This is a genomic window from Bradyrhizobium sp. IAR9 (genome assembly GCF_013408065.1).
Classification (GTDB): Bacteria; Pseudomonadota; Alphaproteobacteria; order Rhizobiales; family Xanthobacteraceae; genus Bradyrhizobium.
The window spans coordinates 272971-294055 of record NZ_JACBZW010000007.1; the positions used below are offsets into that span (position 1 = coordinate 272971).

23 protein-coding genes and 1 pseudogene are annotated in these 21085 nt (G+C 62.7%); 21 read left to right on the forward strand and 3 right to left on the reverse strand.

The window, feature by feature from the left end:
- The 17 genes and pseudogenes from GGD67_RS20720 to GGD67_RS20790 all read left to right on the forward strand — a co-directional run.
- Positions 1 to 1008, forward strand: a complete 1008-nt coding sequence (locus tag GGD67_RS20720; protein ID WP_179735430.1) for a branched-chain amino acid ABC transporter permease — start codon at positions 1 to 3, stop codon at positions 1006 to 1008.
- Between the two features lie 53 nt (positions 1009 to 1061).
- A complete protein-coding gene (locus tag GGD67_RS20725; RefSeq protein WP_179735432.1) occupies positions 1062 to 2213 on the forward strand; it encodes an iron-containing alcohol dehydrogenase in 1152 nt (383 codons plus the stop codon).
- The gene (locus tag GGD67_RS20730; RefSeq protein ID WP_179735434.1) at positions 2210 to 2683 is read left to right on the forward strand and encodes a thioesterase family protein; all 474 of its coding nucleotides are present in this window, start codon (positions 2210 to 2212) and stop codon (positions 2681 to 2683) included. Before GGD67_RS20725 ends, GGD67_RS20730 begins: the two co-directional genes overlap by 4 nt.
- Positions 2683 to 3141: a carbon monoxide dehydrogenase subunit G gene (locus tag GGD67_RS20735; RefSeq protein WP_179735436.1), complete on the forward strand. Its 459-nt coding sequence runs from the start codon at positions 2683 to 2685 to the stop codon at positions 3139 to 3141. Before GGD67_RS20730 ends, GGD67_RS20735 begins: the two co-directional genes overlap by 1 nt.
- Before the next feature lie 68 nt (positions 3142 to 3209).
- Positions 3210 to 3935, forward strand: coding sequence for an enoyl-CoA hydratase-related protein (locus tag GGD67_RS20740; RefSeq protein ID WP_246784404.1), 726 nt, complete (start codon positions 3210 to 3212; stop codon positions 3933 to 3935).
- Position 3936: 1 nt separating this feature from the next.
- Positions 3937 to 4815: a xanthine dehydrogenase family protein subunit M gene (locus GGD67_RS20745; RefSeq protein WP_179735439.1), complete on the forward strand. Its 879-nt coding sequence runs from the start codon at positions 3937 to 3939 to the stop codon at positions 4813 to 4815.
- Positions 4808 to 5305, forward strand: coding sequence for a (2Fe-2S)-binding protein (locus GGD67_RS20750; protein ID WP_179735441.1), 498 nt, complete (start codon positions 4808 to 4810; stop codon positions 5303 to 5305). The genes GGD67_RS20745 and GGD67_RS20750 overlap by 8 nt, the downstream gene beginning before the upstream one ends.
- Positions 5302 to 6063, forward strand: coding sequence for an N-acyl homoserine lactonase family protein (locus GGD67_RS20755; RefSeq protein WP_179735443.1), 762 nt, complete (start codon positions 5302 to 5304; stop codon positions 6061 to 6063). The genes GGD67_RS20750 and GGD67_RS20755 overlap by 4 nt, the downstream gene beginning before the upstream one ends.
- Complete coding sequence (locus GGD67_RS20760; RefSeq protein ID WP_179735445.1) at positions 6056 to 8488, forward strand: xanthine dehydrogenase family protein molybdopterin-binding subunit; 2433 nt, start codon at positions 6056 to 6058, stop codon at positions 8486 to 8488. The genes GGD67_RS20755 and GGD67_RS20760 overlap by 8 nt, the downstream gene beginning before the upstream one ends.
- Positions 8472 to 9224, forward strand: coding sequence for an SDR family oxidoreductase (locus GGD67_RS20765; protein WP_179735447.1), 753 nt, complete (start codon positions 8472 to 8474; stop codon positions 9222 to 9224). Before GGD67_RS20760 ends, GGD67_RS20765 begins: the two co-directional genes overlap by 17 nt.
- A gap of 28 nt (positions 9225 to 9252) precedes the next feature.
- Positions 9253 to 10806: a class I adenylate-forming enzyme family protein gene (locus tag GGD67_RS20770; RefSeq protein ID WP_179735450.1), complete on the forward strand. Its 1554-nt coding sequence runs from the start codon at positions 9253 to 9255 to the stop codon at positions 10804 to 10806.
- A gap of 7 nt (positions 10807 to 10813) precedes the next feature.
- The gene (gabD, locus tag GGD67_RS20775; RefSeq protein ID WP_179735452.1) at positions 10814 to 12295 is read left to right on the forward strand and encodes an NADP-dependent succinate-semialdehyde dehydrogenase; all 1482 of its coding nucleotides are present in this window, start codon (positions 10814 to 10816) and stop codon (positions 12293 to 12295) included.
- 129 nt (positions 12296 to 12424) lie between these two features.
- Positions 12425 to 12559: a hypothetical protein gene (locus GGD67_RS39775; protein ID WP_283814133.1), complete on the forward strand. Its 135-nt coding sequence runs from the start codon at positions 12425 to 12427 to the stop codon at positions 12557 to 12559.
- Positions 12532 to 12798: an alcohol dehydrogenase catalytic domain-containing protein gene (locus GGD67_RS39430; RefSeq protein ID WP_246784405.1), complete on the forward strand. Its 267-nt coding sequence runs from the start codon at positions 12532 to 12534 to the stop codon at positions 12796 to 12798. Before GGD67_RS39775 ends, GGD67_RS39430 begins: the two co-directional genes overlap by 28 nt.
- Positions 12795 to 13400: a zinc-binding dehydrogenase gene (locus GGD67_RS39435; RefSeq protein ID WP_246784406.1), complete on the forward strand. Its 606-nt coding sequence runs from the start codon at positions 12795 to 12797 to the stop codon at positions 13398 to 13400. Before GGD67_RS39430 ends, GGD67_RS39435 begins: the two co-directional genes overlap by 4 nt.
- 450 nt (positions 13401 to 13850) lie before the next feature.
- Positions 13851 to 15458 (forward strand): gamma-glutamyltransferase family protein, encoded by a 1608-nt coding sequence (locus GGD67_RS20785; RefSeq protein ID WP_179735453.1) that lies wholly within the window; start codon positions 13851 to 13853, stop codon positions 15456 to 15458.
- Between the two features lie 300 nt (positions 15459 to 15758).
- Positions 15759 to 16100, forward strand: a pseudogene (locus GGD67_RS20790) (ABC transporter substrate-binding protein); the annotation flags it as partial.
- Positions 16101 to 16699: 599 nt separating this feature from the next.
- Here the strand turns inward: GGD67_RS20790 and GGD67_RS20795 are convergent.
- Positions 16700 to 17155 (reverse strand): Hsp20 family protein, encoded by a 456-nt coding sequence (locus tag GGD67_RS20795; RefSeq protein WP_179735455.1) that lies wholly within the window; start codon positions 17153 to 17155, stop codon positions 16700 to 16702.
- A 327-nt stretch (positions 17156 to 17482) separates the two neighbouring features.
- Here GGD67_RS20795 and GGD67_RS20800 point away from each other — a divergent pair, with 327 nt between their 5' ends.
- Positions 17483 to 17707, forward strand: a complete 225-nt coding sequence (locus tag GGD67_RS20800) for a hypothetical protein (RefSeq protein WP_049815116.1) — start codon at positions 17483 to 17485, stop codon at positions 17705 to 17707.
- Entirely contained in the window at positions 17704 to 17883 is a 180-nt protein-coding gene (locus GGD67_RS20805) for a hypothetical protein (protein ID WP_179735457.1), read from the forward strand. Before GGD67_RS20800 ends, GGD67_RS20805 begins: the two co-directional genes overlap by 4 nt.
- Before the next feature lie 15 nt (positions 17884 to 17898).
- Here the strand turns inward: GGD67_RS20805 and GGD67_RS20810 are convergent, their stop codons facing one another.
- Complete coding sequence (locus tag GGD67_RS20810; protein ID WP_179735459.1) at positions 17899 to 18810, reverse strand: LysR family transcriptional regulator; 912 nt, start codon at positions 18808 to 18810, stop codon at positions 17899 to 17901.
- A gap of 110 nt (positions 18811 to 18920) precedes the next feature.
- On the opposite strand from GGD67_RS20810, the gene GGD67_RS20815 reads away from it, so the two are divergent.
- Both GGD67_RS20815 and GGD67_RS20820 read left to right on the forward strand, forming a co-directional pair.
- Complete coding sequence (locus tag GGD67_RS20815; protein ID WP_179735461.1) at positions 18921 to 19553, forward strand: DsbA family protein; 633 nt, start codon at positions 18921 to 18923, stop codon at positions 19551 to 19553.
- Between the two features lie 43 nt (positions 19554 to 19596).
- Positions 19597 to 20496: an MBL fold metallo-hydrolase gene (locus GGD67_RS20820; RefSeq protein ID WP_026202785.1), complete on the forward strand. Its 900-nt coding sequence runs from the start codon at positions 19597 to 19599 to the stop codon at positions 20494 to 20496.
- 10 nt (positions 20497 to 20506) lie between these two features.
- Here the strand turns inward: GGD67_RS20820 and GGD67_RS20825 are convergent, their stop codons facing one another.
- Entirely contained in the window at positions 20507 to 20995 is a 489-nt protein-coding gene (locus GGD67_RS20825) for a MarR family winged helix-turn-helix transcriptional regulator (RefSeq protein ID WP_018322657.1), read from the reverse strand.
- Positions 20996 to 21085: the final 90 nt, after the last annotated feature.

The following is a 21085-nucleotide window of genomic DNA, read 5'->3' on the forward strand; positions in this document are numbered from 1 at the left end:
ATGCGCACATCTACCGCAGTTCTCCTTGCTGTTCTCGTTGTCGGCGCGGCTGCGCCGTTCGGTGGCTTCTATCCGCTCTTCCTCATGAAATGTCTCGCCTTTGCCCTATTCGCCTGTTCGTTCAACTTCTTCACGGGCAACGTCGGGCTGCTCTCGATTGGTCATGCGGCCTTTTTCGGCCTCGGCGCCTATGTCGCCGGACACGCGCTCAAGGTCTGGGGCCTCACGCCCGAGCTGGCCCTTGGACTTGCTCTTCTTGTCGGAGCAGCGCTCGGCTTCGTCATGGGGGGCATGGCGATCCGCCGCCAAGGCATCTACTTCGCCATGGTCACGCTAGCGCTGGCCCAAATGGTCTACTTCGTCTGCCTACAGGCGCCGTTCACTGGAGCCGAAGACGGGTTGCAGCGGATTCCCCGCGGCCGCCTCCTCGGGCTGCTGCCACTGGACAGCGACCTCGTGATGTACGGTTTCGTGCTCGTCTCGGTCGCCGGTTCCATCTGGGGCTTGCAGCGGTTGATGGAGGCGCCGTTCGGGCAGGTGCTGCTCGCGATCCGCGACAACGAGCCGCGTGCGGTGTCGCTCGGTTATGATTGCCGCGCCTATAAGCTGATGGCGTTCGTGATTTCGGCGTCGGCTGCTGCGCTCGCCGGCGCATTGAAGGCACAGACTCTTGGTCTCGCCTCTTTGCCAGATGCGCACTGGACCCAGTCCGGCAATGTCATTCTCATGTGCCTGCTCGGAGGCCTCGGCACCGCCGTCGGCCCGATCGTGGGGGCCAGCTTCATTGTGGCGTTGGAGGGCTATCTGGCCGATGTCGGTGTCATCAAAGTCATGGGCCTGACGATAGACTTGTCGACCAAGATTCCGATCGTGATCGGCGCCATCTTCATACTGTGCGTACTGATGTTCCGCAAGGGAATCGTGGGCGAGATCGCCGGCCGTTCCAAAATGTCGCTTCGCAACGCGCGGGCGCCCTCAGTCGCCAAGAAGGTTGACACGCTTCTGTAAAAGTAGTTCACTTATGCAAGTGACTTCGCAGTTGGCCAAGGGAACAATTCGGCGTGCAAGGTTTCACGTTTCAATCAACAAAATCGTCGCTTGTGGAGACAGGCAGCTCCGCGCGCATCGGCGAACTGGCGGCCGGCCTGGGCTGTCGCTCGGTGCTGCTGGTCTCTGATCCCGGCGTCGCGGCTGCCGGGCTGCTGAAGCCTGGCCTCGAAGGCCTTCAACGCGCGGGTGTTGGCGTAACGATGTTTACCGACGTCGAGGCGGATCCGCCGGAACACGTCGTCATGGCGGGCGTGCAGAAAGCGCTGGCCGCCAAGATCGACGGCGTAGTGTCCATCGGCGGCGGAAGCTCGATGGATACCGCCAAGCTGGTGGCTCTGCTTGCCGTCGGCAGGGAGCGCCTCTCGGACATCTATGGTGTGGGACTTGCGAAGGGTCCTCGCTTGCCGCTGATCCTTGCCCCGACCACGGCCGGCACGGGTTCGGAGGTCACGCCCATCTCGATCGTCACGACCGGTGAGAACGAAAAGAAGGGTGTGGTGTCGCCGGTGCTGCTGCCGGACTGGGCCGTGCTGGATGCCGAACTTACCCTCGGTTTGCCGCCAGCGGTCACGGCTGCGACCGGCATCGACGCTATGGTGCACGCGATCGAGGCCTATACGTCGAAGCGATCGAAGAATCCGGTCTCCGACTGTCTTGCACGCGAGGCCCTGCGGCTGCTGGGCGGCAACATTCACGAGGCTTGCACCAACGGCGGAAATCTCGACGCGAGAGAAGCCATGCTGCTCGGGTCGATGCTGGCCGGAATGGCGTTCGCAAATGCTCCGGTTGCGGCCGTCCACGCTCTGGCCTATCCGGTCGGCGCCCGCTTTCACGTCCCGCACGGCTTGTCCAATTCGTTGGTTCTGCCCGGCGTATTGCGTTTCAACGCGGTTGCGGCGGAGTTACTCTATGCGGAGATCGCCGACGTCCTGCTTCCGGAGCAAAAGGGTGGCGCGCGGCAGCGCAGCGCGGCCTTGATCGACTATCTGTCGAAACTGCCGATGCAACTCGGGCTGCCGACGCGCCTGCGCGACGTCGGGATATCCGACAACGATGTGCCTCAACTGGCGGCGGAGGCGATGAAGCAGCAGCGCCTTTTGGTCAATAACCCGCGCGAAGTGTCGCTCGACGATGCGCGTGCGATCTACAGCGGGGCATTATGACTGAACGTGCCAAACCCCACCGTCGCGCCGAGTACGCGCACTTCCAGTTGATGACGACGCGCTGGATGGACAATGACGCCTATAGCCACCTCAACAACACGGTGTACTACGCGCTATTCGATTCCGCCGTTGGGCAGTATCTGATCGAGAAGGGATTTCTCGACGTGCGGCGCAGCCAGGTCATCGGCCTGGTTGCCGAGACGAAATGCCGGTACTTCAGGGAGATTTCGTTTCCGTCAGTCGTCCATGTGGGGTTGCGGGTCGGGCGGCAAGGCAATACCAGCATCACCTACGAGATCGCCCTGTTCACGGACGACGGGGATGAGGCATGTGCGCAAGGCTACTTCGTCCATGTCTATGTCGACCGCGCCTCGAAGCGCCCGGTACCGCTGCCGGACCGATTGAAGGCGGTCGTCGCACCACTTCACGTACGTGGTCACACGGTCGCCGTTGAGCGGGAGATAGTCTGATGGACATGTTCGGAAAGATCGAGCTGAAGGCGCCGCGCGAGCAGGTGTGGCAGGCGCTCAACGACCCGCTCGTTCTCAAAGAGTGCATTCCCGGCTGCGAGGAGCTGGAGCGCACGGTAGACGACGAGTTCATCGCCACCGCGGTGATCAAGGTCGGGCCGATCAAGGCCAAGTTCAAGGGCAAGGTTCGCCTGTTCGATATCCATCCGCGGGTCGGCTACACCATAGCCGGCGAAGGGCAGGGCGGCATCGCTGGTTTCGCCGCCGGGACGGCGAAAGTTCAGCTTGAAGATGTGCCCGGCGGCACCCTGCTTTCGTACTATACTGAAGCAAAAGTTGGAGGAAAGCTCGCTCAGCTCGGAGCGCGGTTGATTGATTCAACCGCCAAGAAGCTTGCCGCACAGTTCTTCGATGAATTTCGCATGCAAGTCGAGAGGCAGAGCGTCGCTGACGCATGAACGTTCGGATGAACTCTCAAGGTAATGCCGTGTCCGACATCAGTTGCACTCTGGATGGCCCCGTAGCGATGGCTACGATCAATCGTCCCCATGTGCGCAATGCTATGACGCTTGCGATGTGGAGGGGAATGGCCGCGATCTTCAGGGAGTTGGGGGCCAACCGCGAGGTCCGGGCTATCACTCTGACCGGCGCCGGCGAAAGCTTCAGCGTCGGCGCCGATGTGTCGGAATTCGATGCAGTTCGGGCGGATGCGGCGGCGAGCACGGCTTATGAACTGGCGGTCGATTCCTGTTCCGATGCAATAGCCAGTGTTCCGCAGCCGGTGATTGCGGTCATTTCCGGGTATTGCCTCGGCGGCGGTTGCCATCTGTCGATGGCCTGCGATTTCCGCTTTGCGGCACCGACTGCCTCACTTGGCATTCCGGCAGCGAACCTGTCGATCGTCTACGGTGTCCGCAGCACTAGACGGCTGCTGTCCCTGGTTGGGATGACCAACGCCAAGCGCATCCTTTACACGGCCGAAAGGATCGGCGCACGGGAGGCGCTGAAGATCGGCCTGGTGGATCGCATCTCCGATGATCCACTTCACGACGCCGCGAGCCTCGCTGCGCAGATTGCGGATAAAGCGCCGCTTTCGATCTCTGGCGCAAAATACATCCTCAACGACGCAGCCATGGTGGACGGCGGCCTTCTGGCCCAGGCGATGATCGACCGCGCCTCCAACAGTCACGATTACCGGGAAGCCCGCAAGGCATTCGCCGACAAGCGCAAGCCGGATTTCAAGGGGTGCTGAGATGAAGCCGCCGCCCTTCGAATATCTCGCCGTCGACAGCGTGCAAGCCGCGACCGCGGCGCTTGCCGAGGCAAACGGCGACGGCAAGCTGCTCGCGGGCGGGCAGAGCTTGCTGCCGATGCTCAACTTCCGCCTGCTGCGCCCGTCCGTATTGATCGACATCAACCGGATCTCCGATTTGTCCTACATCAGGGACGAAGGCGGGCATATCCGGATCGGTGCGCTCACGCGACATCGGATCGTCGAAGTCTCCGACCTGGTCGCGACCCATTTGCCGGTCTTGAGCGAGGCCATGGGGTACGTCGCCCATCTCGCAATCCGAAACCGGGGTACGATCGGTGGCAGCCTCTCGCATGCGGACCCGGCTGCCGAACTGCCGATGATGTCGATGTTGCTCGATGCCGAACTCGAACTGGCTTCGGCGGAAGGCAGTAGGACGGTCAAGGCCGCCGACTTCTTTGTCGGCGCCCTGACGACCGACTTGGCCGAGGGTGAGATGCTCGTTTCGGTCAGCTTCCCCAAATGTCGCGCGGGCGTGGGCTATGCCTTCGAGGAGGTCGCGCGCCGGTCCGGTGATTTCGCACTTGCTTGTGTCGCGATTTGCTTGGAGCGCGATGGCGATCGTATCTCCAGCGCGAGGGTCGGCATGATGGGCGTCGGCGAGACGCCGATGCGCGCGAGCGAGGCGGAGGCGCTGTTGGTATCGCGGCCGTTCGACGACGCTCTCGTGAGCGATGCTGTTAGCGCGATCCGTATCGCGGTCGAGCCCAACACGGACCTGCATGCCTCGGCTGACTATCGTCGACACCTGGTCGGCGTGCTGGCGGAGCGCGCCATTCGCAGGGCTTGGTCGCGCGCGACGGAGGCGAGCCATGGCTAACCCGGTCGCGATCTCCATCAACGTCAATGGCCGCGTGTATCGGCGCGAGGTCGAGCCGCGCTTGCTGCTGACCGACTTCCTTCGCATTGAGCTCGGACTGACAGGTACGCATGTCGGCTGCGAGCACGGCGTTTGCGGCGCCTGCACCGTGCTGGTGAACGGCGATAGTGTACGGTCGTGCCTGCTGCTCGCCGCGCAGCTCGATGGTGCGGAGATCACGACCGTAGAGGGCCTCGCTACTTCGGCCGGCCTCCATCCTGTGCAGAAGGCATTCCACGACCATCACGCGTTGCAATGCGGCTTCTGCACGCCGGGGATGTTGATGACCGCGGTCGATCTCCTGAAAAAGTCGCCGTTGGCGAGCGACGAGGAGATCCGCGAAGGGCTGTCCGGCAATCTGTGTCGGTGTACGGGGTACGAAAACATCGTCCGCGCGGTCCGGGCGGCGGTCGAGGTTCTCGCAAGCGCGAACAAGGAGAGCGCGTCATGAAGATGCATTTCCTCTCAGGCGGGCGCCTGCGGATGCGCAAAAGCATCTATTTTCCCGAGGCTGATCGTGCCGAGACGATCGAGCTGCCGGTGTCATGCGTGTTGCTCCGCCACCCGAAGGGCAATGTGCTGTTCGATACCGGTTGCCATCCCGAAGTGGGAACTGACCCTGAGGGCCGATGGGGCGGCATGGCGCGCGTCATGACGCCAATCATGCCGGCAGGTGACAACGTGTTGGAAGGATTAAAGGCCGTCGGATTGACGGCGGATGACATCGATGCCGTCATCTGTTCGCACTTCCACACCGATCATTGCGGCTGCAATCAGTTCTTCCGCAAAGCGCGCTTGCTCGTCCGTAAGGAGGAGCTCGATGTCGCGAGGGGACCTTCCGCCGCGGAAGCGGGCTATTTGCGTGCCGACTGGGATCATCCCCTGAACTATCAGGTGGTAAGCGAGGAGATCGACCTGTTCGACGATGGCACGATTCGGCTCGTCCACCTGCCAGGCCATACGCCGGGGCTAATGGGGGCGCTGGTAACGCTTCGCAACAGTGGTCGCTTCCTGCTCGGCTCCGATGCGGTTAGCATCCGCGGTAATCTGGATGCCGACATCATCCCGAAGAACACCTGGAATAAAGAGATCTGCCGCGCGACCTTCCAGAAGATCAGGGAGATCGAGGCGCAGGGCGCGACGATAATTTGCGGCCACGATGCCGCGCAGTGGGAGACCCTGCGCAAGGGAGCGGATTGCTATGACTGATAGCAAACCCGTCCCGGCCGTCGAGGCGAGCGGCTCGGTCGAAGGTCTCGCCACGCGGCCGAAGATCGTCGGCGCGCGCGTCAAGCGAACCGAAGATGCACGCTTGCTGACCGGCAAGGGGGCCTTTGTCGATGACCGGCGCGTACCTGGCCTGCTGCACGTCGCCTTTCGCCGCAGCGATCATTCGCATGCGCGGATCAGGCGCATCGATTGCGACGAAGCGCGGGACATGCCCGGCATCGCCGCTGTATTCACTGCAGACGATATTGCCGGCGTGAATGCGATTTTCGCGACGTCGCGGATGAAAGGCTATCACGCCACCGCGATCACGGCGCTGGCGCGTAATAAAGTGCGCTACGTCGGCGAACCCGTTGTCGCGGTGGTGGCGGAAAGCCGCTACCTCGCCGAAGACGCCCTCGAACTGATCAATATCGAGTTCGATCCGATGCCGGTCGTGATTGATCCCGAGGAGGCGGCCAAACCTACCGCGCCGTTGCTGCACGAGGAAGCCGGCACGAATGTTCTCTGCGCCCGCGAGTTCAAGACCGGTGACGTCGATCAGGCGATCGCGGACGCGGCCGTGCGCGTGTCGGGGCGGTTCCGGTTCAGGCGCAAGTCGCCGCTCGCCATGGAAAACCGGACCTATCTGGCGGAGTATGACGCGGGCCGGGACGAACTGACCCTGCACTCATCGACACAAGTGCCGGGCATCATTCGCGATGCGCTCTCCGAGGCGCTGAACATGCCCGGAAGCCGATTGCGCGTGCTCTCGTCCGATGTCGGCGGCGGGTTCGGCGGCAAGGCCTCGCTCTATGCCGAGGAAATCCTCGTTGCCTTCGCGGCACGGGAGCTCGGCCGCCCCGTGAAATGGACGAGCGACCGCATGGAGGATCTCGCTTCGACCAGCCAGGGGTTCGACCAGATCGTCGATGCCGAACTGGCGTTGGACGCGGAGGGGCGTTCCCTCGCGCTCAAGGCCGAGGTCATCGGCGACGTCGGAGCCTATTCGATCTATCCGTGGACCGCGGTGATCGAGCCGGTGCAGGTCGTGAGCTTTCTGCCAGGCCCTTACAAGATCCCGAACTATCGTGGTCGCGTACGCGGCGTCGCGACGTCGAAGCCGCCGATGGGCCCGTATCGCGGCGTGGGCCGGCCGACATCGACATTCGTCACGGAGCGGTTGATGGACATGGCAGCGCGCGAGCTGGAGATGGATCCGGTGGCGCTGCGCCTGAAGAACCTGATCCAGCCGAACGAGTTTCCCTATCGCATCGGGTCTGGCATCGTCTGGGATCAGTGCGCCTTCACCGAATGCCTCCATGCCGCATGCGGGCAGGCGGATTACCAGGCGTTGCGCGTGCGGCAGGCGGCGGCTCGGGCAGCGGGCCGTTGGTTCGGAATTGGGGTTGCCTGCTATGCGGAGCTGACCGGGATCGGTTCGCGCATCTCGGTTGCGCCGGGCATGCCGATCAACACCGGCACGGAAACCGCAAAGATCGCGATCGACTCGACCGGCGCTGTCACGGCCTCATTCGGCGTCGCCGCTGTGGGCCAGGGCCTGGAGACCACCTTGGCTCAGGTCGTCGCCGAACATCTCGGCGGCCGGGTCGAGGACATCCGCATCATTCAGGGCGACAGCGCCGCCGTGCCGAACGCCACCGGCAGCTATGCGAGCCGCAGCGCCGTGCTCGCCGGCGGCGCCGCGACGCTCGCAGCACGTGACGTGAAGGACAAGCTGGTGCGGGCGGCCTCGCATCTGCTCGAGGCCAGTCCCGACGATCTCGCTGTAGAGGATGGCAAGGTCACCGTTGTAGGCACCGATCGCACCTTGACCTTCCGCCAGTTGGCGCGCGCGGTCTATCTGGAGATGGGGCGCATCCCGGCGGACAAGCGCGAAGAGCTGACCTCGACCAAGACCTACGACCCCGTATTCGGGACCAGCGCGACGGCAGCCCATCTCGCCGTCGTCGAAATCGACCCGAACACCTACGAGGTGAAGATCGATCGGTTCGTGGTTGCCGAGGATTGCGGCCGGTTGATCAACCCGATGATCGTCGATGGCCAGGTTCATGGTGGAGTCGCGCAAGGCGTCGGCGCTGCGCTCTACGAAGAGGTCGTCTACAACGAGGAGGGGCAGAACCTGACCGCCAGCCTCGTCGATTACATCATCCCGACCGCTGTCGAGGTGCCCTCGATCGAGGTGGTCCACATCGAGAAGGACTCGCCGACCACGCTCGGCGGCTTCCGCGGCATGGGCGAGGGCGGCACCATCGGCGCGCCCGCGGCGATCGCCAATGCTATCGCCGACGCGCTTTCGCCCCTGGGCATCGACATCCTCGAGCTGCCGGTCTCCCCCGAACGGCTCTTCCGCCTCATCGAAAACGCAACAAATCGCAAGGAACTAGCCGATGGACATGAAGCTTAAGGGCAAGGTCGCGCTCGTCACGGGCGCGGCAAGAGATGTGGGCCGCGAGATTGCGCTGAGCCTCGCGGCGGAAGGCGCCGCGGTCGCGGTGAACTACAACGGCTCCAAGGATGCCGCAGCCGCCGTCGTCGCCGACATCGAAAAGATGGGCGGCAAGGCCATCGCATACCAGGCCGATGTCTCCGATTTTGCTGCGGTTACCACGATGATCGACGGCATCGTCAAGGATTTCGGCGGCCTGAACATCGTGGTGAACAATGCCGGTGTCGCTTTGCGCAACCGCTTCACAGATACGAAGCGCGAGGAATGGGAAAAGCAGATCAACATCTGCCTCTATGGCGCCATCCACGTATCAAAGGCTGCAGCTCCGCATCTCGAGAAGGCCGGCGACGGCCGGATCATTGCGCTGGTCGGCGACTCGTCGCGGGTCGGCGAATCCGGGCTAGCGATCGTGGCGGCCGCTCGCGCGGGCGTCATCGGCCTGATGAAATCGCTGGCCCGCGAGTTCGGTCGGTTCGGCACGACGGCCAACACGATCTCGCTCGGCCTCATCGAGACCGCGCATGACCGGGCCTGGGTCGAGGCCAATCGCGACAAACTGACCAAGTTCTATCCACTGCGTCGATTGGGCCAGCCGCAAGACATCGCGCCGACAGTCACATTGCTGGCATCGCCGCATGGAAGCTGGATCACTGGACAGGTGATCAGCATCAGCGGCGGCTTCAGCATGGTTTGATGACGACAGCAAACGAAGCGGAGGAAACATGCTGCAGAGTAGCCTGATCGCGCCGATCCCGGCGCTGATCGAGCGGCATGCCAAGGAGCGGGGAACCAAGACCGCATTCGAGGATGCCGCAGGGAAGGTGAGCTACGGCGAGCTCGCCACAAGGACGGCGAATCTGGCCGGACACTTCGCGGCGCTCGGCGTCCAGGCAGGCGACACGGTCGCTATCTTCCTGCCCAATTGCGTGCGCTGGGTCGAGACGTGCCTGGCGATCGCCAGAGCCGGGGCAATCGGGGTCCCGATCAGCTATGATGCCACCGAGAGCGAGGTGGTCTATCGCCTGCAGGATGCCGCTTGCACGATGGTCATCACTACCGATGAGCGTTCGGAGCTCATGGAGGCGATCCAGCAGCAATGTCCGGTGTTGAGCAGCGTCGTTCTGGTGGAACGCGGGCCGAGCCGAGGACAGGGCCCGCGCTACGAACAACTGGCGTCGGCGAAGGCGGCGTTGGCGCCGCGCGATTCGCTGGGAATGCAGGAGCCGGCCTTCATCATCTACACTTCCGGAACGACCGGCCGCGCGAAGGGCGTCCTGCTGTCGACCCACAGCATGGTCTGGATCGCCGCATCGTGTTGGGCGCCCATCTCGATGCTCTCGGAAAAGGATGCGGTGCTTTCGCCGCTCCCGCTGTTTCACTCCTACGCGCTAAATTTCTCTGTCCTCAGCATCCTTGCCGCCGGCGCAAGCGAGTACATCCTCGAGAAGTTCTCAACTAGCGAAGTGCTGCGGCTGCTGGGAAGCGGCAGGTTCACCTTGTTTCCTGGTGTGCCGACGATGTTCCACTACTTGCTGGAAGCGGCAAAGGGCCGGGACGAGGTGAACCTGGCTGGCGTTCGGCTGGCGATCTCCGCCGGCGCCATCATGCCGGCGACCTTAAACCGCGAGTTCGAGTCCCGGTTTGGTGTCAAGTTGCTGGACGGTTATGGCATCACCGAGACCTCGACCATGGTAACCATGAACTGGCCGGCTGGCGGCCGCGTGTTGGGCTCCTGCGGGCTTCCAATCCCTGGCCTTGCTGTCCGTATCGTCGACTTGGCCGGAAACGATGTACCGTTTGGGGCCGAAGGTGAATTGATCGTGCGCGGGCCGAATGTCATGATCGGCTATCACAACAAACCGGAGGAGACGGCGGCTGCCTTGCGCAACGGCTGGTATCACACCGGCGATCTCGCCAGGAGTGATGAAAACGGGTTCCTGACTATTACGGGGCGCCTCAAGGAGCTGATCATCCGCGGCGGGCAGAATATCGCGCCCGCCGAGATCGAGGAGGTCGTCAGCGGATGCGAGCAGGTAGTGGATTGCGCTGTCGTGGGCGTACCGCACCAGCATCTCGGCGAAGTGCCCGCGCTGTTTGTGGTGAGCCGGGTGGCCTCACCTGATGGCGAGGTGATCATCGCGCATTGCCGCAAGCATCTGTCCTCCTACAAGGTGCCTGAACGCGTGGTCTTCGTCGCCGAGATTCCGCGCACCGGATCCGGCAAGATCATTCGCTTCAAGCTACGCGATGCTTTCCTATCCAAGTCCTCGGGATAAATTTGTAATGACAATACAAGAGAAGATCGCAGCCGGGCTCAAGCCCAATGATCTGTCGCTGCTACGCGATAGGTGTCTGATCGACGGAGTGTGGTCGGCGGCGGACAGCGGCGGTACGCTGACCGTTACCAATCCCGCAACCGGTGCGGCGTTGACAACGGTGCCCAACATGGGCGCCTCGGAGACACGTCGGGCAATTGCCGCGGCCGACGCCGCCTGGCCCCGCTGGCGCGCGCGGACCGCCAAAGAGCGCGCCGCAATCCTGCGCAAATGGTTCGAACTGGTGATGTCCAATCAGGAAGACCTCGCCGTTATCATGACCGCCGAGCAAGGCAAGCCGCTGACGGAAAGTCGCGGCGAGATCGCCTATGCGGCGTCATTCATCGAATGGTTCGCCGAGGAGGGAAAGCGTGTCTATGGCGATACCATTCCGGGTTTCACCGCCGATAGGCGCATCATCGTCCTCAAGCAGCCAATCGGCGTCTGCGCCGCGATCACGCCGTGGAATTTTCCCGCAGCCATGATCACCCGCAAGGCTGGCCCGGCGCTCGCCGCCGGTTGCACTATGGTGGTCAAGCCTGCAAGCCAGACGCCGCTCTCCGCGCTTGCGTTGGCGGTGCTGGCGGAACGTGCAGGCATCCCGAGCGGCGTTTTCTCGGTCGTGACTGGGTCGGCAAGCGCGATCGGCGGTGAGATGACGTCCAATCCGGCCGTACGCAAGGTGACGTTTACGGGCTCGACCGAGATTGGCAAGAAGCTCATGGCGCAGGCGGCATCGACCGTGAAGCGTACATCGATGGAGCTGGGCGGCAACGCGCCTTTCATCGTGTTTGACGATGCGGACATCGAGGCGGCGGTGCAGGGCGCCATTGCATCGAAATATCGCAATGCTGGACAGACCTGCGTCTGCGCCAATCGCTTGTTCGCACAAGACAGGGTCTACGACGCCTTTGTTTCCCGGCTTTCCGAGGCCGTGAAATCGATGAAGGTGGGCGATGGGTTCGAGCCAGGCGTGGCAATCGGGCCGCTCATCAATCTCGATGCGGTGCAGAAGGTCGAGCAGCATATCACCGATGCTGTGACCAAAGGAGCGCGCATTGTCGCCGGCGGACAACGCCATGCCCTCGGACACTCCTTTTACCAGCCGACGGTGCTGGCGGACAGTACGCCGGACATGCTCATCTTCAAGGAAGAGACCTTCGGCCCCGTCGCGCCGGTGTTTCGTTTCTCTTCGGAAGAGGAGGTGATCAGTCTGGCCAATGCGACGGAGTTCGGTTTGGCCGCCTATTTTTATGGTCGGGACATCGGCCGTATCTTCCGCGTAGCGGAGGCGCTCGAGTACGGCATCGTCGGAATCAACGAAGGCATCATCTCGAGTGAGGTCGCTCCGTTCGGCGGTATGAAGGAGAGCGGCAACGGCCGTGAGGGCTCCAAATACGGGATCGAGGACTACCTGGAGATCAAGTATCTCTGTCTCGGAGGTATCTGAGCGCAGCCTTGGACATCTTGAATTCATTCACATGAGCAAAACGCGACAGATGCGGGCTTGCGAGCTTCACACGATCGAATCTGGCGAATGCGATCTCTGTGTTCCGCAAGACAGTGGGGAGAATGAGAAATGAAAGCTGTGGTCGTCGAAGAATATACAACGATCGACGGCGTTCGACTGAAGGAGGTCGCCAAGCCGGCGATATCCAGCGGTAAAGTGCGAGTCCGGGTACAGGCTTGGGAATTGGTTTTGTCGATGGCCTGAAAGTACAGGGGCTCTATCAAACCAAGGATCCGCTGCCCTTTACGCCCGGAAGCGAATTCTCCGGAGTCGTTGATGCGGTTGCTTCGGACGTCAAGGGGCTCGCTCCAGGCACGCCCGTCATCGGGATGGCACGATCCGGTGCCCTCGCAGAGTATATTGTCGTTCCCTCAGCGTTCTTGCAGCCCATCCGCAGGGCATTGCGCCGGAAATTGGCGCTTCGTTTCTGGCCAATTATTTGACCGCTCTCTATGCATTGAGCGAGCGCGCCTCGCTTCGTCAGGGAGAGGTCCTCCTTGTGCTGGGAGCCGCAGGAGGCGTGGGCATTGCCGCTTCCCAGATCGCGAAACTGTTCGGCGCACGGGTCATCGCGGCTGCCTCGACGGAGGAAAAGCGGGCCTTTGCGAGCCGGTACGGGGCCGACGCCACCTTGGATTACACGCGTCCCGACTGGCGCGACGAATTGAAGGGCTTGACCGATGGTCAGGGTGCGGACGTCATCTTTGATCCTGTCGGAGGCGATATCTCCGTGCAGGCGTTTCGATCAATCGCCTGGCGCGGGCGCCATCTCGTGGTCGGCTTCGCAGGCGGCAGCATTCCGAGCCTGCCCTTTAATTTGGCGCTTCTGAAGGGAGGCGCGCTGTTGGGGGTAGACTTGGCTCAGGTCGGGCCACGAGAGCCGGATATTCAGCGACGTCTCATCTCTCAGCTCCTGAATTGGCTTGTCGACCGCAAGCTTGAGCCCGCCGTCGGCAAAGTCGTTGACTTCGAGAATTTCCGGGAGGCCTTCACGACCATGCAGGCGCGCGCTGCGACCGGCAAGATGGTCGTCCGAATTAGTTGAAGCCGTTGAGCTTGGCGGACACTAAGCAGCAGGAAGTTGCGACCGGATCAACCGCTTACGCGATCATGATGTGGAACTCACACGAATAAGATGACTGGAATATCGGTCGCTTCAATCGAACCGTCGAAGTCGGCCACTCCTTTCACCCATTTCGTCAATTGGCGCCGCTTTAGCGATTTCGCGACTGAAACTCCATCCGCGAAGCTCTCCTCGCCCCCTTGATTGAAGGCAGGAGGGCCCGAGGATTAGGAGCTTCTCGCTGCACTTCTGAGTGCGATCTCGGCCAGAGAGCAGCAATCTGCTGTTTCGGCCTGCCTGCCCAACGGCATTTTGATCCTGCTCGAAGGAGGGAACGTGCTCAGTTATGCTCTGGGCGCGACGTATTTTAGCGCATTTCTCGATGCGCGGGTGCCAAACTGACATCCATCATTGCGAGTTGACGGAGGCAGAATGAGCAGGGGCATTGTCGTGGCTGAACAGCCTGACGCGGTAGAGGTTGGTGCCCGCATCCTCATGGCGGGCGGCAATGCGGTGGATGCCGCAATCGCGTGCGCGTTTGCGCAAGGCGTGGTCGACCAGATGAACGGGGGCGTGGCCGGGTATGGATGCGCTCAGGTCTATCTTCCAGCGCGCGGAATTCATGACGGCCTGAACTTTCTGTTTCAAGCGCCTGCGGCCGTGATCCCAGGCATGTGGAGCCATCTGCTGGAGCGCGAGACGCCTGACGGGTTCGGCTTCGTACTGAAGGGATACATCAACGATTTCGGATATCAATCGATCGCCGTGCCGGGGGCCGTGAAAGGCTGGCACGATCTTCAGCGGCGCTTCGGGGTGCTGCCTTGGGGTGATGTCGTCGAGCCGGCGCTGCGTCTCGCAGTGAATGGATACCGCATTACACCTGCCGTGCGCGAACAGTGGTTCGTCGTCGATGACGCCGGTCGGGCCGATAACATCCATCGTCTACGCCAAACGCCGGCCTATGCGCATCTGTTCTTTGCTTCCGATGGTGCCGCGCTGAAGACGGGTACCGTCGTGCGCAATGCCGATTACGGTGCGACCCTCGAGACCATTGCTCGCGATGGTGCAGCCGGCTTCCACGGGGGCCGCGTCGCTGATGCAATCTCTGAGGATATGGAGAGAAATGGCGGCCTGTTGCGCCGTGAGGACCTCGAGACCTATGAAGTCGAACCGGTGTTGCCGCTCTGGGGCGAGTATCGCGACCATCGAGTCAGCGTACTGCCGCCGCCGACCAGCGGCGCCATGCTCCTGCGCATGCTGGGGACACTTGAGCATTTCGACCTGCGCGGCATGGGCCACAATACGCCGGACTACATCGCGACGGTTGCGGAGGTCATGAAGCGTGCCCAACTCGCAAAAGAGACGTTGATCGGAGATCCGCGGCACGACCGCGTCGATCCGGTGGCGATTTTCGATCCCGCGGTCTGTCGGCAGGAAGCGGACGAGATCAAGCGTGGCGAACGGGTCCGCATCGAGCGGATCGGTGATCCCGAGACCAAGACGACCACCAATGTCTCGGTCATGGATGCGGAGGGAAATGCCGTCACCATGACCCACTCGCTCGGGGCCCAATCGGGTGTTCTGACGCCCGGCCTGGGCTTCATGTACAACGGCGCTATCGGAATGTTCGATCCTCGTCCCGGTAACTCCCGTTCGCTCGAACCCCATCGTCGCCGGGTTACCTCCATGACTCCAGCCATGGTATTCGCCGGAAACCGATTGCGGATGCTGCTCGGGGCACCTGGGGGATCGCATATTCCGATGGGCGTTCTCCAGGTCATTCTCAACGTTCTCGACCACGATATGTCGATTTCCGACGCTGTTGCGGCGCCGAGATTTTCCGCGCCCGGTGAGGTGATTGATCTTAGCGCCCGGATTCCAGCCTATGTTTGCGATGCGGTAGCGGCGCGCGGGTACCAAATTGCCCGATCGGCTCAGAGTTTCACGGTGGCCAAGGTTCACGCCATTCTCTGCGGCAAAGCGGGCAAACCGGAGGGAGCAGCTGATCCTGGCGGTGGAGGAATGGCTCTGGTCGTGTAGGCGTCGGCCCCAAATTCGCATCTGCGCTGCACGCGCCTCGCGTCTGCTCCATCGCTTATTCCGATAGGCCGCGCCCTGTAATTTGAATTTCCAAAGGCTGAGCCGCCTTCATAGGCTTGTCATCGTGTGAACCCCGCCGGGCCCAGTCAGGAGCGCAATATGGATAATCCTCGCCGTTCTGCCGCGCACGTGCCGTTTGGACGCCTCACCCGCCGCGAAGCTCTACTTGGGGCTACAGCTGCGCTGATAGGCGCTTCGATTCCTTCCGCGGCGGCGGCGTCGAAGACGATCCGCGCTGTCATGCACGCTCCGCTACGACTGATCGATCCGATCACGTCGACGGCCTACATTTCTCGCGACCACGGCTATATGATCTACGACACGTTGGTCGCTGCCGACGAGAACTTTCAACCACGGCCGCAGATGGCCGACTGGACGATCTCGGACGACAAGCTCACATATACATTCAAGCTTCGCGACGGTCTGGCCTGGCACGACGGCGCGCCCGTGACTGCGGAAGACTGCGTCGCCTCGCTCAAGCGCTGGTGGCAGCGCGACACTATGGGGCAACTGCTGGCGAGCTATACCGCGTCGCTGGAGGCATCCGATCCACGGACGATCGTCCTGAAGCTGAAGCAGCCGGGCGCGGCCGGAGGCGGTGCTGTCGTCGATCGTCGATTCGATGCCGGCGGCGAGTTGGCGGTGTCGCTGAAGGTGGACTGGCTTCCATCCTTTCAGGACATGCTCTTCAAGAACCGGCCAGAAGGAGTGGTTGTCGACACCCCCAATCAGTTCAGACCCTTTCGCTGGTCCTCGTCACGGCGTTGCGGCGGCCCAGGGCCGCCGCAGCCGCATCGGGACGCCGCCGCCGGGCGGCGGGTGGTCGTCATCATCATCGAGCTTGCGCAGCGCGGCGAGAATGTCCGCGAGCCGGATCGGCTGATCCATGCCGGGAATCTCGCGCAGCGCCGGATGGGATTCGACCGCGTACATGTCCGAGGCCCAGGACGACAATATGATCCGCTTCTCCGCTGTCGAGAGCTTGCCGTCGTCGAGGACGGCGCTTGGCGATGCATAATGCGCAGCGGGATGGAACAGCGCGCCGAGACCGCCGGTGGTCGCATTGGCATTGGTCATCACTCGTCTCCCTCTACACTCCTTTCGAAGGGATGGTCCGATCGGCGGATGGCGATCCGGTCGCCATCCGCCAGGGTGGTCGCTGTCGAACGCGTTCGACCGGCCTAAGCCGCTTTCTTCTGCTCGATCTGCGGTGACGCAGCACCCGCGATCTGGATCCGGCGCGGCTTCATGGCTTCCGGAATCTCGCGCAGCAGATCGATGACCAGGAGACCGTCCTGGAAAGCGGCCTGCTTGACCTGGACGTAGTCGGCGAGATTGAACACGCGGCGGAACGGACGCGCGGCGATACCCTGATAGAGATATTCACGCGTGGCGCTGTCCGGCTTCCGGCCCTCGATGGTGAGCGCGTTCTGTTCGGCGGTCACGCTGATGTCGTCGACGCCAAAGCCCGCCACGGCCAGCGTGATCCGGTATTGGTCTTCGCCGGAACGCTCGATGTTGTAGGGGGGATAATTGTCCTCGCCCGCCTGGCGCAGCGTGCTGTCGACGAGGTCGGCCAGATGGTCGAAGCCGATGGTGGAGCGCCACAGCGGCGCGAAGTCAAAGGTGGTCCTCATACCAAGTCCTCCAAAGAGCAAGATGGATACGAAGGAGCGCCGTTAAGGAATCGGGAACGGATCCGAAGATCCCGGCCCGGCGCCCGCGCCGGACCCGATCGGGCATCCGGCACACCGCTCTCGCGGCGAAAAACGACTTAGAGCGCCGCAAGGCCCTTGCAAGAGGGACGCGCAAAATTTTTTTTCGGGCACCCCCAACGGTGTCAAGGAAGCGGCGAAAGAGGATCTTGACAGCAAAACAAGCCTGAATATTTTTGCGCCGGAAGATGTTTCTTCCCGCACCGCAAATTCGAAAAGGACAGTGAAAGACCGTCAGGAGTGACGACGATGCTCGATCAGGATTTCGCCCGCATCCGCGCGCACCGCAACAACCTCTCTCGTTATCGACGCTTGCTCAAGACCGAGCTGTCGGACATTGAGCGCCAGTTTATCGAACGACGCCTCGCCGAGGAGCAGACCGCGCTCGAGGCTCTCGCCGCCGATGCCTTCCCGGCCGCATTCACCGTTCCGAATACACCATCGGCGATTGCCACGACCGGAGCGGAACGATGAGTGACGTCCGCAACCTCCTCATCAGCGGCAGCGAGAAGGTGATCGGGCACTATCGCGTATTGCTGGCCGGTGCCAGAAGCGAGAGCGAACGCGAGCTCTATCGCGCCCGGATCGAGCGCGAGCAGCGCCTGCTTGACGCCCTGCGGGGCGGCCTGCCGTATCGATCCGCGGCATGAACCAGCGGGCACCTGTCATTCCGGAAATTTGCTGGCGAGCGTGCGGCCTTCCTGCACCAGCATGGCCACGAACGCGGTGATCTTCGGCGGCCGGAACCGGGCCGCGGGATACACGGCATGGATCCCGCCGGTCGGCAGGCTCCAGGCCGGCAGGACATGGACCAGCCGGCGGGACTTCAAATGCTCCGCGGCCAAATAGTCGGGCAGCACGCAGAGTCCGCCGCCGGCAAGCGCGGCGCCCAGCACCGCAGGCGTCGTATTGATCGAGATCGACTGCCGCATGCGGATCGTGCGGCTGTCGATATCGCGTCTGGTGAAGCGCCAGACCAGCGGCTCGTCGAGCGCGCCGTTGGCAATGAACGGCAGAGCCGCAAGCTCGTCGGGCGTCTTGCTCCGGAACGCCGCGGCCACGTCCGGCGCGGCCACCAGCAATTGTCGAAACGATCCGATCCGCCTGGCCTGCTGACTTGAATCGTTCAACCAGCCGACCCGGATCGACAGGTCGATCTGGTTGGCGAGGAGGTCCGTTCGCGTGTCCGACAGGATCAGCTCGACGCCGCAAGCGGGATATTTGCGCGCAAACTTTGCCGCCAGCGGCGCGATCATCGTTGCGCCATAGTCGTTCGGCGCGGCGATCCGCAGCATGCCCATCGGCTCGGCATTGGTCTGGGCGAGCTCGTCCACGGCATCTTCCGCCGTGCGCAGGATCATGACGCAGCGGGCATGCAGCAACCGGCCGGCTTCGGTCGGCTCGACCCTCCTGGTGGTCCGCAGCAGCAAAGCCGTTTTCAATTCTGCTTCGAGCCGTGCCACCTGCTGGCTGACGACGGTCTTGGTGATGCCGAGGCGCTCGGCAGCGCGCGTGAACGAGCCGGCATCGACCACGGCTGCGAAATAGGCGAGGCGGTTGAGATTGATCGCTTCCATGCGGTCGCCATTGTCAGCTAATAACAAACAATATGTACCATTATCTAATATTTATCAAATAATGATCGGCCGCTAGGTTCTCCGCATCGAACATTGGCGGCCCGAAAATCATGCAAATCACCTATCTCTTCGACCCTCTCTGCGGCTGGTGCTACGGCGCATCGCCGGTGCTGGAGCAGCTTGCCGCGCACGGCGATGTGACGCTGGTGCTGGCACCGACCGGCCTGTTTGCGGGCCCCGCGGCGCGGACCATGGACCAGCATTTTGCCGCCTATGCCTGGCAGAACGACCAGCGCATCGCACGGTTGACCGGCCAGCCGTTCAGTGAGGCCTATCGCACTGGCATTCTCGGCAATACCGGCAGCCTGTTCGACTCGGCGCCGGCGACCCTTGGCGTCGTCGCCGTAGGCCTGGTTGATCCGGCTCGTGAGCTCGAGGCGCTCAAGCTCTTGCAGCGCGCCCGCTATGTTGATGGCCGCGACAATTCCAACCTTCAAATCGTCGCCGATTTGCTCGACGGCGCGCAACTGACCGATGCAGCGCGCCGCGTGCGGGCGCCTGACGATGCATTGATCGCGGCTTACCAGGCGCGGACCGCGGCCGCGCGCGCCGACATGACGCGATTTGGGGCCGGTGGCGTGCCGGCCCTGGTGGTCGGCGAGGGCGCCGGGCGGAGGCTGCTGGACGGCAGCATGCTGTTCGGGCGGTTCGATCTGCTGGCCGCACAACTCCGTGCCGCCTGATCATCCAAACCGATTTTCCCTGCAGAGTTCAATGGAGAGAGCCATGTTGTCGAGGAGACAGATCATGAAGACCAGCCTTGCCGCGGGGGCCGCCGCATTATTCGCGCCCGCCGACGTCGGCCATGCCGCGGAGGGCAAGCTGAGCTGGAAACATTTTCCCGCAGGCCCCAATGGATTTTTCCGTGCGCCCGTCCTGCTTTCCGGTCCGACCGAGGCGGTGCTGATCGACGGCGGCTTCTCCTATCCGGACGGACGCGCGCTCGTCGAGGCGATCAAGGCGAGCGGCAAGAAGCTCACCACCATCTATGTCAGCCAATCCGATCCGGACTATTATTTCAGCCTGAAGCCGGTGCGCGAGGCTTTCCCGACTGCCAAGGTGCTGGCGGCGTCCGCGACGCTCGCGGCCATCAAGGCGAATGTGGAGAAGAAGCTCGCCGTCTGGGGACCGCAGCTCAAGGAGAACGGTCCGCAGACGCTCGCCGATGTCGTTCTGCCGGACGCGTTCGATGGGGCTTCTCTTGCGGTTGACGGCGAGGCGATCGAAATCGTCAACGCCGAAGGTCTCGCCAACCGCCGCTATCTCTTCGTTCCGTCCTTGAATGCCGTGTTCGGCGGCGTAATGATCTTCTCCGGCGTGCATGTCTGGACCGCCGATACGCCGACCAAGGAGCAGCGCGCAGCCTGGGTCGCCAACCTCGACAAGATCGCGGCCCGCAAGCCGTCTCTCGTCGTGCCGGGCCACATGGCAGCGGGCGTCGCCGTCGATCTTTCCGCTGTCGATCACACCAGGAAATATCTGCTCGCGTTCGACGAAGAGCTGGCGAAGGCCGCTGACAGCGCTGCGCTGAAGGCTGCCATGGAAGCGCGCTTCCCGAATCTCGGCATGGGCGTCGCGCTCGATATCGGCTCGAAGGTCGCCAAGGGCGAGATGAAGTGGGGCTGAGCGGGAGAAGCTACGCCAAGGCGGCCGACAATTTGCGCATCACCCGGTCGAGTACCGCCACTTCCTCGGCGGTCAGCGCCCCAAGCAGCTTCGTCTCCCGCGCCAGCGCGTAGGGCACGATCTTGCGATAAAGCGCGCGACCGGCTGGGGTCAGCGAGACAATCAGCTCGCGCCGATCGTCGGGATGGTGCTTGCGGCCGGCGATGCCGCGCGACTCCAGGCCCTGCACGGCGCGGCTGACCTGCATCTTGTCGAGCGTCGTCAGCGGGCCGATCTCCTTGGTCGCAATCTCCGGGCGCACGCCAAGAATGGCGAGCACGCGCCATTCCTGCCGTGTCAGCGCAAAACGTTCGGAATAGACCTCGGCAACCGCCAGCGACACCTGCTCGGCAAGGCGTGCCAGCCGGTACGGAAAATATCGCTGCAGGTCCAGCTCGACGCCATCCTGCGCCGTGGCGGCTTTGGCCGCTTCGCCGCGCTCCACGCTTGAACGTCCCATCACGCGATTCCCGTCGCCCGACCCACTCGAAAAATTCTTCGGAGTGGATTGATCCAGATCAAATTCAGGAAATAGTAACATCTGATACTA